This window comes from Dactylococcopsis salina PCC 8305 (genome assembly GCF_000317615.1).
Taxonomy (GTDB): Bacteria; Cyanobacteriota; Cyanobacteriia; order Cyanobacteriales; family Rubidibacteraceae; genus Halothece; species Halothece salina.
Genome location: NC_019780.1, coordinates 2949110 through 2967191, shown reverse-complemented (window position 1 = coordinate 2967191; position 18082 = coordinate 2949110). Strand labels below are relative to the sequence as shown.

The 18082-nt window shown below is 43.9% G+C and carries 6 protein-coding genes; 3 read left to right on the top strand and 3 right to left on the bottom strand.

Annotation, left to right across the window (positions count from 1 at the left end; genetic code table 11):
- Positions 1-69 precede the first annotated feature (69 nt).
- Complete coding sequence (locus DACSA_RS21700) at positions 70-9543, bottom strand: choice-of-anchor I family protein (RefSeq protein ID WP_015230410.1); 9474 nt, start codon at positions 9541-9543, stop codon at positions 70-72.
- A 262-nt stretch (positions 9544-9805) separates the two neighbouring features.
- Between DACSA_RS21700 and DACSA_RS14130 the strand changes: the two genes are divergently transcribed.
- Positions 9806-11341: a glycosyltransferase family 39 protein gene (locus DACSA_RS14130; RefSeq protein ID WP_015230409.1), complete on the top strand. Its 1536-nt coding sequence runs from the start codon at positions 9806-9808 to the stop codon at positions 11339-11341.
- A 105-nt stretch (positions 11342-11446) separates the two neighbouring features.
- Here the strand turns inward: DACSA_RS14130 and DACSA_RS14125 are convergent, their stop codons facing one another.
- Positions 11447-12952, bottom strand: coding sequence for a CIA30 family protein (locus DACSA_RS14125; protein WP_015230408.1), 1506 nt, complete (start codon positions 12950-12952; stop codon positions 11447-11449).
- Between the two features lie 141 nt (positions 12953-13093).
- On the opposite strand from DACSA_RS14125, the gene queF reads away from it, so the two are divergent.
- Together queF and DACSA_RS14115 are read left to right on the top strand one after the other, a co-directional pair.
- Positions 13094-13498, top strand: a complete 405-nt coding sequence (queF, locus tag DACSA_RS14120; RefSeq protein ID WP_015230407.1) for a preQ(1) synthase — start codon at positions 13094-13096, stop codon at positions 13496-13498.
- 10 nt (positions 13499-13508) lie between these two features.
- Positions 13509-14642, top strand: coding sequence for a glycosyltransferase (locus tag DACSA_RS14115; RefSeq protein WP_015230406.1), 1134 nt, complete (start codon positions 13509-13511; stop codon positions 14640-14642).
- A 692-nt stretch (positions 14643-15334) separates the two neighbouring features.
- On the opposite strand, the gene DACSA_RS14110 is transcribed toward DACSA_RS14115, so the two are convergent.
- Complete coding sequence (locus tag DACSA_RS14110; protein WP_015230405.1) at positions 15335-18079, bottom strand: ATP-binding protein; 2745 nt, start codon at positions 18077-18079, stop codon at positions 15335-15337.
- Positions 18080-18082 lie beyond the last annotated feature (3 nt).

Here is an 18082-nt window from a genome sequence, read left to right as displayed (position 1 = left end):
GATAATTAAAAACCCCCTCAAAAATGAGGGGGGAAAGATGCAAATTCAAAAATTAATGATCAGGAAAATTTAACCGAGAGTTAAACCAAACTCAGAGGCAAAGATGCCAAGATCGTCAAGGTTGACTAATCCATCGCCAGTTAAATCAGCACTGGCATTGAAGTCATCATCTTCCTCGGTTGCACCAAAGGCAGCAGCAAAGATGCCAAGGTCATCCAAGTTAACGATATCATCGCCGTTAAAGTCAGAAGCTAATTCTGTAGGTTCATCGTCTAAGGCAAGGTTAACAATGCGCGTATCTTCCGTAGCTGGAGTATCTTCTTGAGAGAAGACAGGAGTATTGGGATCGTCATCGGCGGGGAAGTTGGCGGCTAAGTATTCTGCAAGAGCATCTTGTTCTGTGCCATCATCCTTAAACTGCGCTGCACCGGTTCGGGTTCCTTCTTCACTTAAGATAGTGAAGTCAACGCGATCGATCACGTCTGGATCACCGAGTTGGGCAGTAACATTGGGGTCTTCAAATTCCCCTTCTCGTGGATCAGTATTGAGGTTAGGGAAGGGATAGCCGTCACCGCCACCTGTGAAGTTACCTTCAGCGTCAAAACGAGGACGAGCAAGGAAACCGAGAGTGACAACGCGGAAGGTTTCGGTTGCATCGCCAGCAATTTCGCCCTCGGAAACTAACTCAGCAACTGTGTTGCCATCATCATCCACAATGCTTGCTTCGACAATGCGATCGCCGGCTGGTAATTCTGGGTCGAAGGAGAACTCAGCCCCACCAATTTGCGGGAACTGACCGTCAACTTCAGGAATTGCACTAACTCCGTGTTCAAGGAGATCAACAATTTCCTCTTTAGTGAGAGTCAGCAGTGCTAGATCATTGTTGAAGGATAAGGCATTATCAATGTCAACTTCGCTGATGCCACCTTCGGGTTTAATGAGATTGCCTTCGCTGTCAACCAGTTCTTGGTTCGGGTTGCGTACTGCTTCCGAGCCGCCAGGAGGAACGATAAGTTCGCCAATGGAAGCGCGAATACCGCCACCGTTTTTCAAGGAAAGAACCACCTCTTCATCGGCTTCCTGCGCTGCTGCTAAGTTTGCATCCGCAGTCAAGTTACCGAGGTTGGTTTCTTGGGTGCGAACCCCGTCTAAGGGACCGCCAGAGCGATTGCCATTGAGGAAGACATCAGAGAGACCAAACACATTGGACTCGGCGGCAATGATTTCTTGCTCGATCGCGTCGGCGATTTCTTGGACTTCTGGATCAACTAAATCCTCAGCATTGAGATCAGCCACACCTTGAGCATCCGTTGCAAACGCACCGGAAACGTCTGCATCGTAGCTGTCTGGAATGATGTTCCCTTCGCTATCAAAGTCGAGGACTAAACGACCGACATATTTGTAACTGCCATCAGTGTTAACTAAAGCCGTTTGTGTGCCGCCCGCATTGGTAAAGAATTGGGGATAGTCGCCTTGGTCACTGTCACCATCACGGACTCGATCGTTTTCGTCAAAGAGGCGGGTATTAGAACCACCACCGACGATAATGTCAACATTTTCTAAGCGTTGAGCCAGTTCTTGCTCAATACTGATTTGCTGCATATGCGCTAACAAGACCACCTTGTTCATATCTTGATTCGCATCCAACAGCGCATCCACTTCGGTTTGAATTTCTGCTGCTAAAGCATCCAATTGGTCGCTCGTGGGAGAACTATCGAAGGGACTGGGAGAAGCCGTAACACCGTCAGGGGAGGAGATGCTGGCTAAGGTGGGAGTGGTTGCGCCAACAACGCCAATTTCTTCACCGTTCACATCGATGACCGTCGAAGAAGTAACCGAGTTCGGTTGGGGGGCTTGACCGCCTTCCACTTCCAGAGGGGCGAGGTTTTCATCACCAGAGAAGTTAAGGTTGGTAGAAAGGTAAGGGAAATTAGCACCCGTAAAGTCAGAACCAAGAATCTCTCCTTCAGCAGAACCATCAATCAGATTCGCTAAGACTTCTGTACCAAAGTCAAACTCATGATTACCGAACGCGATCGCCTGGAAGCCTAACTCATTTTGAATCTGAATATCACCAATGCCAGGGCTACCAAATGCGCCTTCTGAACCTTGATAGAACACCCCTGGAATGAAAGCATCACCAGAAGAAAGAGTAAGGGTATTGTCTGCTTCACCATCAGCCCCTAAATCTTCATCCCGTAAAGCATTCAGCACCGCCGAGAAGCGTGGCGCATCGCTAACCGCCGCAATACCGCCTTCTTGGTCGGCGGCGTGCAATAGTTCTAAGGTAAATCCTTCTTCTTGAGGAAGATCAACATTGTAAACTGTGGTTGTGCCACTGACTTCGTTACCCACAGCTAATAAAGGCTCACCACTGGGGCTATCTTCAGCAGGAATAAATTCTAATCCTTCGGGTCCCAAATCCTCCACATCAGGATTCGTGCTACCATCTTCGAGTTGAGCTTCTACCTCAAAGTCACGATTGTTGAGATATTGGACAAACTCAGGTTCGCTGGGATTATTGATGTTATACACCATAATACCGCCAACCCGTTCTAAGCCAATAAACGCAAACAGATCACCATTGACTTCGCCAGTAACAACCGCTTCTGGTTCGGGTCCTTTGTTATCGCTACGAGAATCAAAGGAATCATTTTCGTCATTATTAGAGTTGAAATTATCTGGAATTAACTCGGCAGTAATGCGCTCAAAGTCATCTCCGCTATCAAAAACGAGTTCGCCAGATTCATTAAAGATGGAGAAGGAACGACCGCCAAAGTTATGCAGTTGCTCAATTAAGCCATCATCATCATTGTCACCAGTGGCACTGGTGAAGTCGAGTTTGCCGAGTCGGTCATCAGCAAGCAGTTCTTCGATGGTTTCTCCTGAAGCAAGTTCAGTAGTGGAAGTATCTGGCTCATTATCATCATTAAGGTCAAGCAACCCGTCTGCCAGTAAGTCATCAAGATTCGCTTCTTCGCTGAAGCCATCATAATCACGACCATCTCCTTCGTTGGGAGTAATGATGAAGTTTTCCCCATCCACTTCAAACACATCAATGGCATCGGGTTGAAGCATTCCGAAAGAAGGAATGGTTTGGATATTCAGACCATCGTCATTGCTGGCATCGAGAGCGTTTTCAGGCAGGCTGTGGTCTTTGAAACCGAGAGCAAAAATATCGGTGACTTCACTGTTTTCAAGGTCAACCACTGCTAGGGCGTTATTTTCCTGTAGAGCAACGTAAGCGGTGCTGCTATCAGGGCTAACGGCTACGGATTCGGGTTCTAAGTCCTCAGCAACGCTGGCTTCAGGGCCAAAGATGCGAACGCCGTTGTCTTCGAGTTCTGCTTGTTGGTCATTAAACTCGGTGAATCCAGCTTCGGTGACATTGTCTTGAGTGAGGTTTTCTACCTCGCCAGAAATGTCAATGATGCTCACAGAGCCTTCGGGGTCAACGGTATATGCTTCGTTGGGTTCGCCTTCGTTTGCCACTAAGACTTTCGAGCCATCAGGGGTAAAGGTGACAAAATCAGGAAGGAAACCGGCTTGGACACTGGCAAGCTCGTTGCCATCAGTGTCTAAGAAAACCACTTGTCCTCGTTCGTCAACGGCTTCTCCTTCAATGGCGACAGCAACAACGCCATCTTGAACAGCGACACTGTTTGCACCATCACCAAACTGAGTGGCATCAATTTGAGAAACACGACTGGGGTTGGTGGGATCACTGACATCAAGGATATCAACTGTGGTGGCATCAGAGTTGATAACAAATAATTGTTCCGTTCCCGCATCGTAAGCAACGATTTCCGCTGCTCCTTCATCAAAGATACCAGTTGTAAATGTACCTGCTACAGACAGTTCTAATTCGTTGGTTGCTTCAGGAACTTCTGGTTCTTCCACCATCTCAGCAACGCTGTAAACTGTGGTTGTGCCACTGACTTCGTTACCCACAGCTAATAAAGGCTCACCATTGGGACTTTCTTCAGCAGGAATGAACTTGAAGCCTTCGGGTCCTAAGTCACCTGCTTGAGCGAGTTGCTCTTGCGTGGGACTGGGATCGCCTTCTGCATCCGTATCAAATTGAACGGAGAAGTCGCGGTTGTTGATATATTGAACAAACTCAGGCTCAGTGGGATTAGAGACGTTATAGACCATGATTCCGCCAACGCGCTCTAAACCAATGAAGGCGTAAGGCGTGCCGTCAACTTCACCCACTGTAATCGCTTCGGGTTCGGGGCCTTTGGCATCGCTGCGAGAGTCGAAGTCGTTTTCGTCGTTGTCGTTATTGAACGCTTCTTGCGGTAGAATACCATCTTCAATTTGTTGAGCGATAATTTTTTCAAATTGATCACCGCTATCAAAGACTAAGTTACCGAACTCATCAAAGATAGAGAAGGAACGACCGCCGTAGTTATGGAGTTGCTCGATTAAGCCATCGCCATCAATGTCACCAGTGACGCTGGTAAAGTCTAGTTCTCCTAAACGGTCTTCCGCTAGAAGATCAGCAATGGTTTCTCCAGAGGCGAGTTCAGTGGTAGATGTATCTGGTTCGTTATCATCGTTGAGGTCGAGGAAGTCTTCTTGTTCTCCTCGTACTAACTGACCGCGAATTTCCCCAGAGCCAAATTCCTCGGTATGGATATTCCAATAAAGATCGAGGTCTTGTTCAAAGTCAGCGCTGTTAATGTCTTCGACAAAGTTGCTGAGACTGCCATCAGCATCGTCACTGTCCCAAGTCCCTGTGATAGTGACAGAACCATCGTCATTGAGGGTGAACGCGCGATCGTCATCATCTTGAGCAGGACTGATCACACCAAAGACCACGCCGCCATTTTCACCGCGTGCGGCATTATGGATGTGCATTCCCACTACATCATCGCCTGTGTCATCGGTTTGGGTTTCAATGTCACCAAAACCGCCAAAGTCTAAACCTGTAACAGTAACTTCGTAATCAAGAGCATCTCCTGCTTCATTGAGACGCATGGTAGCGGTTCCGCTTGCATCAGTCGTGACGGCTGGCACTTGTTGATCACCGCTTAAGGTTGCTGTGATGGGCGTACCATCGGCAAATAAGTCATCAAGGTTAACTTCTTCGCTGAAGCCAGCATAGTCCCGTGCATCCCCTTCGTTGGCGGTGAGAATAAAGGTTTGTCCATTGGCTTCAAAGCTATCAATGGAGTCTGGCTGTAACATTCCAAAAGAGGGGATATTCTGGAAGTTAATGCCGTCTTCATCACTGGCATCCAGTTCGTTACTCTGATCGAAGGAGATAATACCGAGGCTGGTGTCTTTGTTTTCGGGTTCAAAGTCGTTGTCGTTGATGACAGCAAGCGAACCATCGGGAAGTTGAGCAATTCCTTCGGGTTTGTCGCTGGGTAGGAAACCTAAAGAGGGTAGGTTGGTGACTTCGGTTTTACTGACGGCGCGAATGCCAGCTTCTGCTAATTCATCACCACTGAGTTGCTCTAAGGTTGTTCCGTCGAGACTGGGAGCATCTTCGGCTAAAAGGTTGGTTGCACCAGAAAGGTTGATTTCATAAACAACTTTGTTACTGGTGGATTCTGTGCCAGAGTCACGCTCAATGACAGTGAATTTACCTTCACCTGTGTAGGTGGCTGCCCCGATTTTGTCGATGTTACCTTCGCTGAATGCTGGTTTTTCGAGGAGATAGACGTATTCTTCAACGGGGGTGCCGTCTGTGGGATTAATGCCTAAAATACGGATGACTTGGGAGTTATCAGAAACGTCGCGGTTAAATTCTCCTGTGCCATCGTTACCAAGTGGGGTTTGAATGAAGGCGTAAACCGTACCGCTTTCGGGGTCTTGCGCGATCGCTTCAAATCCGCGATTATCCCGTGCGCTAAGGTAGGCTTCAGGGAGGGTTTCACTGCCAAAGGTTACGTCATCGGTGGTATCAGGATCGGTTCCTGTGGGAACATATCGATCGATCAACGTGCCATCTGCTTCAAAGTGATAGATAGAAGGACGATATTCATCCACTGTCCAGAATGTGCCATCTTCAGCAACAACCACGCCTTCCATATCAGCACCAAAGGGATCAAAGTCGAGCAGTTCGCCGTCAGCATTTTCCCCTTGACGACCACTATCATCTCCCGCTAAGTTAGGTAAGCCAGTCAGAGGAGTGCCATCAGCGCGAGTTAAGCCAATGGTTTCAGTAAAGGTAATGTCTCCGTTTTCTGGGTTGAGTTCAAAGCGATAGAGACTGGGTTGGAAGTCTGGCAGTTCAAAGGTACGAACATCATTTTCACCGTCTCCGTCTGTGTCACGGCTACCTAAATCGGGGCCGCGATCGGGGTGGGTGATAAATTGGAAGTTACCGTTGTCTGCTTCGCCTTCAAAGAATAAACCAGAGAGTCCACCGAGAGGAATCTCAGAAGTACCATCAGGAGTTTGTAAGAACTGAGACGCGATATCATCGTTCAAGTCGAACTCTTCTAGGGTGGGTAAACCTTTGCTGTGGTCTTTGAAACCGAGGGGAAGAATATCTAAAACTTCCGCACTTTCGAGATCAACAACTGCAAAGGCATTGTTTTCTTGGAGAGAAACATAAGCAGTGGTACTGTCAGCATTAACCGTGATATATTCGGGTTCTACGTCTTGAGCAACCGTTGCATTGGGGCCAAAGATGCGTAAGCCACGATTTTCCAGAGCTACTTGCTGATCGTTGAAGGCGGTAAAGCCAGCATTGGTGACATTCTCTTGAGTGAGGTTTTCCACGCCACCCGAAATGTCGATGATGCTTACTGAACCTTCTGGATCAACGGTATATTCCTCATTGGGTTGACCTTCGTTTGCCACTAAAACTTTAGTGCCATCAGGGCTAAACGTCACCATATCTGGTAAGATACCAACTTCGACACTGTTTTGGACATTGCCATCGGTATCAAAGAAGACCACTTGACCATTCCCATCCACTGTATCAGCTTCAATGGCAACAGCAACAACGCCATCTTGAACAGCGAGACTGTTTGCACCATCGCCAAACTCAGTGGCATCAATTTGACTAACTAAAGTTGGGTTGGTGGGGTCGCTAACATCAAGGATGTCAACAGTTACCGCATTCGAATTGATTACGAATAAGCGTTCGGTTCCCGCATCGTAAGCAACAATTTCCGCTGCTCCTTCATCAAAAACACCCGTTGTAAATGTTCCGATCGGATTGAGATTAATTGCCATATTTTCAGTATTGCTCGTAAGGTTTACACTGGCTAAAAGTGGTTCATGGTCGCTAGCTGGTTCGGCAAACTCGGCATTAGTATGAGCAATGTCAAACTCTGATTGTGCTGCCAAATTATTACTAACGAGAATATGATCCAAAGATTGAGAGTTACCTTGAAAAATGAAGCTGTAACGCTCATTTTCACCAATGGTGTCGGTAAGGTTGGTTAGATTTTCGCCAAGGATGGTTTCCACTGGGGAAACAAACTCAAATTCGTTGAAGTCACCGAGAGCGACAACGTTAGCGTTGGGATCGTCGGTAAGAATGTTGTTAATAAAGTCATTGACTGCGTTGGCTTGAACAGTACGTTCATCGAGAGAACCGTTAACTTCCACCTCTTCTTGGCGTTCTTCAAAAGGTTGTTCTACGCCTAAAATCGGTGAACTGCCGCCTTTTGAGGAGAGATGGTTGTTAACGAGGGTGATTTCCTCGCCGCTAAATTCAAAGGTGGCTGCAAGAGGAATCCGTCCCCCAAAGAAGGGATTATCAGGGTTGGTGGCTTGATCTTGCGGATCAGTTAAAGGTTGTACTGACTCTTCTACTAAATCAACGCGATCGCTGTTGTATAAGAAGGCGTTACGAATATTTCCGCCCGGTTGCCCGCCTGTAGGACGAACCAGATCACCGTCTTCATCAATAAAGGCGGGAACAATGCCAGGGGTGTCGATAAATTCGTAGGTGGGGCCACCTGCTTCCGCGATCGAATCCACTAAGGTTTGTAAGGTGACATCGGCATCTCCTACATCAGTTAGTTCCGCCCCGTCATTGTCTTGAATTTCCTGTAAGGCAATGATATCAGGGGCATTTAAGTTATTGACGATTTGTTCAGAAATGGCGGTAAAGCGACCGTTTCCGAGATCATCATCAATCTCCCCTTCTGGATCATCTTCAGTGGGATCGATCGAATTAACATCTTCCACCACTGGATCGAGGTTCAGGACATTGTAACTGGCAAAAGTGAGTCGCTCTTCCCCACTGGTGATATTAGTGGTTTCTGCTTCTAATGTGGACTCAGTAACTGCAAAAGGCTCAGTGGGATACACTTCAAAGTTGCCAAAGCTATAACCGATAACACCAGTGACATCTCCTAAAGAAGCACCAACGTTAACGTCTGGAAAGTCAAAATCGGGCAGAATCCCGCTTCTAGAATTAATTTGGACTTTTTCGGGGTTAAAGTCGTCGGGACTAATGTTTAAGGTGCCGCGATCGCTGATTACTGTCGCATTTGCACCGTTATCAGTGACTGTAAAGATTTCCCCAAAACGATTAGTCGGCGCGACAGCAAGCGCTTCTTGTGCTGTCACGAGCATTCCTTCTAAAGACTCAAAGAAATCAATTCCCGCTTCTGTGGGATTAAATTCAGCAAACGCATCATCATCAATATTTTCACTTGGGGGAATGCGTCCACCTTCACCGATAATTGTTGCACTCGGAAGATCAACTGAGGGTTCATCAACCGTTACGGTTGCCCCTGAAAGTTGAGTCGTAGAGAGGTTTCCAGTTCCTTCTCCTCCTGGGAAAAACTCGCTGACTGTTCCTTCAACGGTAATGCTGTTACCAACGGAAACAGTGGGTTCACCTCCTGTGAAGACAAACAGCGCGTCAGAGGTGGCAACATTATCATCTCCTGTGGGGTCTTGGAAATAGAAGCCATTGCTATCAACCGCAGTGACAACTCCGGTGGTACTGACTAACTGACCTTCTAAGGGGGAAGTGTGACCTTCTCCTTGAATCTCCATAATGGAGACTGTGGTTGCTTGTAGGGGTTCACCTTCGGGAGTGGCTTCGTCTCCTACCGTGTCAAACACATAGGTTTGGAAGTCTCCATTTTCGTCACGAAATGCACCCACTGGCAGAAAGCCATCTTCTGTTGGCCCAAAAGCAGGAGTTCCGTAGGTGGTTTCCCCATCATTTTCTATAAATGCAATCTGATCCACGATCGCGCTCCAAGGCGTAGGATCATCTAATGTTCCATCATCCTCGGTGTCTAAATCGTCTCCAGATGCACCTGTAAAGTTTTCGACTAATAAATAAGTGCTAGTGCTATTCGTAAAGGTATTGTCCGCAATTTGCAGGTCGCCTGTCACACCATACTGTGCTTCTGCTGCTGGGCTAGATGCGAGAAAAAACCCGTCATCACCCAAACTTTGTTCTGCAAAAGAAATTACATCATCAATTGCACCTGTGTTTGTTATTTCCAACAATGACAGGTTAGAAATATCTTCTCCTGCATCACCGATAATCTCTACAAACTCAAAGTCTGCACTTGGCGTGCTAATCACAATCTCATTGAGATTCGCCATTAAAAAACCTCCTTAAGTTAGGTATCTACTTCTTGACGCTTTCTTTCTACACTCTTCGATTCATACCTTGTGGGATTTGTCAAGGATAATTAAGAGGAATCTAAAAAGCTAAAAAGTTAGATTAGGGTGAATTTATTACACTTTTTTCATCCCCAATCAACTTATCACAGTCTTTCTTAAATTGTTGTACTTATTTGGTTAAGATCAGGTTATTTTTAGATTAATTTTTAGTTAATTGGTTTGGGGGAAAACTTAGATATTTATGGGTAAGCAATCTACTGTTTTAGGTCTATTATTGATTTTGTTTTTACTATATGGAATTTTTTTACGTGGGTTTGCTTTAGATCAGAAAGTTTATTGGCATGATGAAGTATTTACGGCTCTTCGCAGTGCTGGTTATATCGGAGAAACGGTTGTTGAAGAAGTCTTTACAGGTGAAATTATGACTCCTTCTCAGTTACTTAAGTATCAAAAAGTAACGCCAGAAAAACCATTCGATGACACTTTAGAATCTTTGATGACTCATCCCGAACATCCGCCAATTTACTACGTTTTAGTGCGAGTTTGGCAAGATTGGTTTGGTAGCTCGATCGCAACGATACGCAGTCTTTCAGTGGTGTTTAGTTATTTCATTTTCCCTGCTTTATACCTGTTTTGTTATGCAGTATTTCAATCTCATTCTGTTGCGATAACCTCTATTTTATTATTAGCAGTTTCTCCCTTTCATTTGCTTTATGCTCAAGAAGCGAGACCTTATAGTTTTTGGACATTAACAACTCTTTTATGGCTGTGGAGTTTTTGGCAAGTTGTTCAGAAAAAACAATGGCAATATTGGTTAATTTATGGCACAATAACGGTGCTTAATTTTTACACTAGCTTATTATCTTCTTTAGTAGCTTTCACTCAAGGGGTTTATTTAGTCTTACAGGAGAAACGGCTTTCTAGTCGCACGATTCGCAATTATTTTTTAGTGATGTTCAGCAGCGCGATCGCGTTTTCTCCCTGGTTGCTGATTATTATTAATAATTATTCTCAGTTGCGATCGAAAACTGGTTGGACAACAGAAGACGCACCCTATTCTTTTTTAGTGAAAATCTGGGGACTACATTTTAGTAGTTTATTAATTGATTTGGGTTTCAGTATTGATCACCCCTACAGTTATCTTATCCCACCGTTAATTTTGATTTTAATTGCTTACGGCTTTTGGTTTTTAAAACAGACCAGCACTCGATCGCGCTTTTTATTTTTGCTATGCTTATTCATCATCCCCAGTTTATCCTTGATATTACCAGACTTAATTTTCGGGGGACAAAGATCAGTTCAGACTCGCTACTTTATACCGAGTTTAATTGCAGCACAAGTAACCCTTGGGTATTTATTCAGCCAGAAATTAAAACAGAGAGTTTGGCAAGTTTTACTCGTTATTATTTTAAGCCTCGGATTGATTTCCTGTTGGCAGATTTCCCAAGCAGAAGTTTGGTGGAATAAAGGAATAAGTTACAGTAACCCACAAGCGGCAAAAGTGATTAATCAGAGTTCAGACGTTTTAGTGATTAGTAATGCTGGCGGAAACAACTTAGGAAATATTATATCCCTTGCGTATCTCGTTAAACCAGAAACCAGATTTAAGTTAGTAACTGAAGCCACAGAATTAAACGATATTTTAGCCTTTGATACTATCTTTCTATTTTATCCTTCCCCTGATCTTAAAAAAGCGATTCTCGATCGATATCCTGTAAAAATTGAGGAAATTCCAGACGTTCCCCTTTTACAATTATCGCGTATCCTTGCCCCGTAACCCCCAAGATCAAAGCAACATTGCCCCCTAACCCCCAATATTGGGGGAACTGTAGGGTGGGCAATGCCCACCCTACGCAAGGCAAACCCTACTATGATCTTATAATCAAGAATCTGTTGTTAACTGTGATAATTTTTGTCGCCACATTTCAGGAGAATTAAACTCAGAACTTTTAGCCGCCTCAAAGGTTTTGTTTACTGCTTCTGGTGTTTTTAAAAGTAATAAACATAAATCAGCAATGGTTTCTCTGCTGACTTGACCTTTTAGAGTGTCCCCTTGTTCAAAATATAAACCTTCCTTTTCTGTTTCTTCCGTTAACGCGCAAGGACGAATAATTGTATAACGTAATCCACTTTCTCGAATACTATTTTCCCCTGCTAATTTCCACGTTAAAAGTCCTCCCAATTGTTCATTCATTTGAACGGCGGGTGGTTCTTGACTTAGATCAAGATCAGTTCGTCCAGGTCGCGTGACACCAGCAGAACTAATCATAATAAATTGAGGCGTTTTTCCCTCACGGTAGGCTTTAATTTCCTCAACTTCTAAGCGGAATTGTCCAGGATTAAAATAAGGATTCAATTGTTTATCATATTCAAATTTACTCAGCATTAATTGCATCGAATTAATTTGACTAGCATCTAATGGCGGTGCGTCATTCATGGTTTTAGCACGGAAAACAGGCGTTAATTCCGCAAAAGGAACATAAATATCTAACCAAACATCTTTCTGAGTATCAAAGGAATAAGCATAGCCAATTCCATCCCAACTACTATCACAGCGTAAAAAGAATTTATAACGATTGCCATCTCCTTTAACTCGTAAATAAATCCCTTGATAGCCAGATAAATTTAATGGAGACTCAAAGTTTTTCGTGCGAACTGAGGCAAAACCACCATTGTTTTCAGTGGAGACATTTCCCGAAAAGACTGCTTTTTGATGATCTAAATAAAAGCCACTTTCGCTTACGCCTCCCATAACAACATCATCTAAAGCCCCCCAAATTGATTTGATTTCTTCCGTTGCATTTCGGAAGTTGAAAATGGGTAAATAAGACGAGTCTTGCATTTCCTGATAAGCAAGTTGGACTAAGTTTTTAATCCCTTTATATTCCACTGCTTCTGGGGTTGATTCTGCGACTTCGGGTTCGTAAAATTTGACCCCTTGATAATATTTTTCACGGTTTTCTGTATCTCCTTCTACGGGTTGAATACGAGTTCCTGTACAACAGATGATTCCAGTGACATTCTTCATTAATTCAGGTTTTAAACTGTCAGAAATGGTGATGTCTCCCTCGTAAAAATCAAGGTTTTCTCCTACAATGGAACGAGATCGATCGATGCTTCTGACTAAGACTCTTACCGAATAATTTTGCTGTTGTAATCGTTGGACGACTCTTTTTCCCACGCCACCCGTTGCACCAGCGACTAAAATTGTTCCTTTTTGGGGAGAAAAAGACGGTTGCGCGATCGATTCTTGACCTAAAATCATTTCTTTTATTACAGGAATATTGTTTAAAAATGGAATGACATCAAAGTAAGTTAAAGTTTTAAGAAAACGAGTAATTTCCCAAGATTTTTGTTGACTCATGGCGAAGATTGTTTCTAATACCATTTCTAAAAAGTAAAGTTACAGTTGATCCCCCCTTAGCCCCCCTTGATAAGGGGGGTTGGGGGGATCGTTATGTAGCACCAGTTTATCGAAATGGTATAACTTTGATAGAATAAAGACCTAACTAACCTTACTGTAACGAAGATGGCAGAGAATACAACTAGCACCCAAAACCTGAAATATGGAGAACGAGAAATTGTCGAAGGAGAATTAACCACCTTTCCCAACCCTCGTCCTGGACGACGCTATAACGTTGATATTAGTCTCCCAGAATTTACCTGTAAATGTCCTTTTTCTGGTTATCCCGATTTCGCTACGATTAAAATCAGATATATGCCAGATCAGCGTATCGTTGAACTGAAAGCGATTAAACTTTATATTAACAGTTACCGCGATCGATATATTTCTCACGAAGAAGCAGTGAATCAGATATTAGACGACTTTGTTAGTGCGTGTAACCCATTGGAAGTGACCGTAACAGGAGACTTTTCCCCCAGAGGAAACGTTCATACTGTCGTGGAAGTACACCACCAACAACCTCGCGTTTAAGCTGAAAATAATGTCCTCATCTCCTCAATACGCCCTTGTCCATGAATGGTTAACCCCAAAAGCGACAGGGGGGTCAGAATTAGTGGTGAAAGAAATTCTCCAACACATCAGCGCTGATGTTTATTCTCTCATTGATTTTGAATCCACCAACCCCGAAAGTTATCTCTATGGGCGTAAAATTGGGACAACGTTTCTCCAACACTTCCCCTTTGCGAGAAACGGAGTCCAAAAATATCTTCCGTTGCTTCCTTTCGCCATTGAACAACTTGATCTCCGTGATTACGAGATTATCCTCTCCTCTTCTCACGCGGTAGCGAAAGGCGTGATTACATCCCCCCATCAAGTTCATATTTGTTACTGTCATACTCCCATGCGTTATGCGTGGGAATTAACCTTTGAATATCTCAAACAAAGCAACATGGGAAAAGGGGTTAACGGTATCCTCACTCGCTATATTTTGCATCAATTGAGACAATGGGATGTAATTAGTGCCAACCGAGTGGATTATTTTCTCGCGAACTCTCATCACACCGCGAAACGCATTTGGCGCTGTTATCGTCGTTCCGCCGAGGTGATCTATCCGCCAGTGAATGTGGAACGGTTTTCCTATCAGGAGAAGAAGGAAGAGTTTTATGTCACTGTTTCTCGGTTGGTGAGTTATAAACAAATTACCTTAATTGTTGAGGCGTTTAACCGCTTACAACGTCCTTTAGTAATTATTGGTAATGGTTCGCAGTGGGAAGAGTTGAGAAAACAGGCTCGATCGAATATACAATTATTAGGGACGCAACCGAACGCTGTGGTTGAGAGTTATTTAGCCCAAGCCAAAGCCTTTGTTTATGCGGCTTGTGAAGACTTTGGTATCGCCTTAGTCGAAGCCCAAGCCTGCGGAACACCCGTTATTGCGTATAATGCAGGAGGGGCAAAAGAAACTGTGAAAGATTTAAGAGACTATCCTCATCACGCCACTGGTTTACTCTTTTCCCCTCAAACTCCCGATGCGTTAGTGGAAGCAGTGGAGACATTTGAAGCAAAAAGTGATCAATTCATTCCAGAAACCATCTATCACCACGCAACAAGGTTCAATTCACAACAGTTTTCTAATTCTTATCTCAAATTTCTAGAAACCTTAACCAAGCAGTAGGTTGGGTGAAGGGTAACGCAACCCAACACCTGAATGTCGGTGGGGTGAAGGTAACGTAACCCAACACCTGAATGTCGGTGGGGTGGAGAGAAACGCAACCCAACATCTAAATGTCGGTTGGGTGAAGGTAACGCAACCCAACATCTAAATGTCGCTGGTGTGAAGGTAATACCATTTTGAAAAACTGGCGCTACAGTATCGACTCTTTAAGCCCCCCAGACTTGGGGGGTTTGGGGGGCTTTAATGCAACTTGACTTTTCCAACATGGTATAACGCAACCCAACATCTAAATGTCGCTGGTGTGGAGAGAAACGCAACCCAACATCTGAATGTCGGTGGTGTGAAGAGAAACGCAACCCAACATCTAAATGTAGGTTGGGTGAAGGTAACGCAACCCAACATCTAAATGTAGGTGGGGTGAAGGTAACGCAACCCAACACCTGAATGTAGGTTGGGTGAAGGTAACGCAACCCAACACCTGAATGTAGGTGGGGTGAAGGTAACGCAACCCAACACCTAAATGTCGCTGGTGTGAAGAGAAACGCAACCTAACACCTAAATGTCGGTGGGGTGAAGGGTAATATTGGGTTTAGGTAATTGCTTATAATTGGTGTTGGGTTTCTGATAATTGGTGTTGGGTTTCGCTTCGCTTCACCCAACCTACTTTTTGCTTTACCCAACCTACTTTAGAGTTAATAAAGTTGATTCGGGTGAGAAGGCGCTGAAGGGGAAGCGTTTTCATTTTCTTCTACATGACGCGGGATCGTAATTTCAAAACAAGACCCTTGATTAATAATACTTTGCACCTCAATTCTGCCTCCCATTAGTTCAATTAAAGAGTCGGTAATTGCTAACCCTAAACCTGTCCCTTGATACTTTCGGGTTAAACTTTGATCTACTTGTCGAAATGCTTCAAAAATTTGTTCCTTTTGTTCTTGAGTCATGCCAATTCCTGTGTCTCGGACAATAATTTTAACCCAATCTTCTTCTAATTCGCTTATAGTAACCGTTACTGAACCAGCTTCTGTAAATTTAATTGCGTTGGACAGTAAGTTAACAATAACTTGACGAATACGGTTACTGTCATTCGTAACATAGGGATTTTTTATTTCAGAGATGAAACTTAAATTAATTTCTTTTTCTTCTGCTAATGATCTTAGTTCTTCTACTGTGTTGGAAACAACTACTTTGAGATTGCATTTTTCTGGACGTAATTCTAAACGCCCTGCTTCCATTTTTGATAAGTCTAGAATGTCATTGATTAAATTAAGTAAGGTCTTGCCATTACTTAAAATTCGCTCTAACATTTGAGCATGATTCGATTTTAAGCTCTCTTTTGCTTGTCGTAATAATAACTGGGAAAATCCAATAATTGCGTTCATTGGCGTTCGCAATTCGTGAGACATTGTGGCGATAAATTGCGATTTTAATTGCGCTGCTTCTAAGAGTTTGACGTTTTGTAATTTAATATGTCTTTGTTGTTTTTCGAGTTCTTTGTTTTGTTCGGCTAGGATTTTATTTTGCGTTTCGAGCCGTTTTTCTCCTTGTTCTAAACTATTAATTAATCTTGCATTTTCGATCGCGATCGCGGCTTGTTCTCCCACTGCTTTTAATAAATTTTGATCCTCAGCTTTAAATTCAGTTTGAAACTGATCGGTTACTTTTTCTCCCCAACTTCCCACTGCTAAAATCCCTAACTGTCCTGAATTAGCAGACTTAATCGCAACACCATAAAGAAACTTCGGTAAGTTTTGAATCTCCTCTTTATTTTCATAAAACTGTGCTTTCCCCGTGAGAAAAACATCCTTTAAGACACCATTTTTCAAGGAAAAAACCTGTCTATAATCCAGTTGATCCGTCTGTTCTCCTGCGGACACATTTAACATGATTTCCTCTTGGGTATCATATAACGCAATTAAGCACACTTCCGCTTGTCCAATGGTTTTATAAGTGGCGTGCGCCATCACTTTTAATAATTCTTGTAAATTACTCAGCCGTTGATTTAATAAATTGGTTAATTGTTGTAGCGTGCGTAATTGTTGTTCTTGTTCTTGTAAAATCCGAAATGTGGTTCGTAAATTATTCGTCGCCTCTTGCGCTTCTTGATAAAGCCTAGCATTCTCGATCGCCAACGTCGCCCGTTGTGCCAAGTCCTCGGCAAGGTTAAGATCAGCTTGCGTATAATGTCGCCCTGACTCACTGGTTGCAAATAACAGTGTTCCTAAAATCTCTTCTCCCACCGCTAAAGGAACACAAATATAAGATCGACAAGCCAACTCCCCTAAAACCTCTAGATGTTCCTGATCTACCGCGATCGCGTGATCTTTTCCCGCATTAACATAAAAACACGCATCAGAGGTATGACTGCGTAAAACAAACCCGCCGCAATGATGTTTCGCCTCTTCCTGATTTAAATAGCGTTGTAACTCCCAAACTAATTTCGCTTTTTTCGGGTTAACATGAGCAACAGCAATCCGTCTTAAACTCGGTGGACTGCCATAAACCCCTTCTGGTTCAACAATATCAATGGCGCACCAGTCCGCAAGACGCGGCACGGCTAATCGGGCTAAATTTTCTAAAGTGGTGCGATAATCCAACGAGGAAGACAGCAGTTGACTCGCTTCTGCTAGAAACTGACTCCGCACCTCATTCCGTTTCCGTTCTGTGATATCAATTAAAACCCCAGACAAACGACGCGCTTCTCCGCGATAAGTGGTTTGTGCTTTTCCCCTCGCAATACAATAACGATATTCTCCCGAACTATGACGCACCCGAAATTCGATTTCTAGCTGATGGGTTTTACCGATAATGCAGTTTTGAATGTTGGTTTTGACTTCTTCTCGATCGTTCGGGTGAATTTGTTGATAGAATTGGTCTTTCTCAAGTTCTCGCTGTCCTGAAGGTAATCCGATCATCTCTAAAAGTCGATCGTTGCAGTAAACGACTTGTGATTCAACGTTCCAATCCCAAATTCCCTCGTTTGATCCTTCTAAAACTAGGCGATATCTTTCTTCACTTTCCCTGAGACGACGATTGGCGGCTTCTGCTTCTTTTTCCGCTCGATAAACCCGAATCGCTCGGTGTAAACTTTGGGATAGGTTTTCTGGGGAAATCTCACTTTTCGATAAATAATCGATCGCGCCAGCTTTCATTAAATCCACCGCTACTTGGTGATCTCCCTGCCCCGTTAACACCACCAACGGTAGTTTACTATACTTTTCCCTGATTTCTTGAATTAAACTTAACCCATCTCCATCTGGCAGCCGATAGTCTAAAAAGACGCATTCAATGTCTTGATCCGTTTCTAAATGCTCAATTGTACTGGCACAATTTTCGGCAAAAACAACCGTGATCTCCCCTTCCACACCCTTTTTCAGGGCGCGACGGATTGCCATACGATCGACTTTATCATCTTCTACTAATAAAATTTTTACCATCGC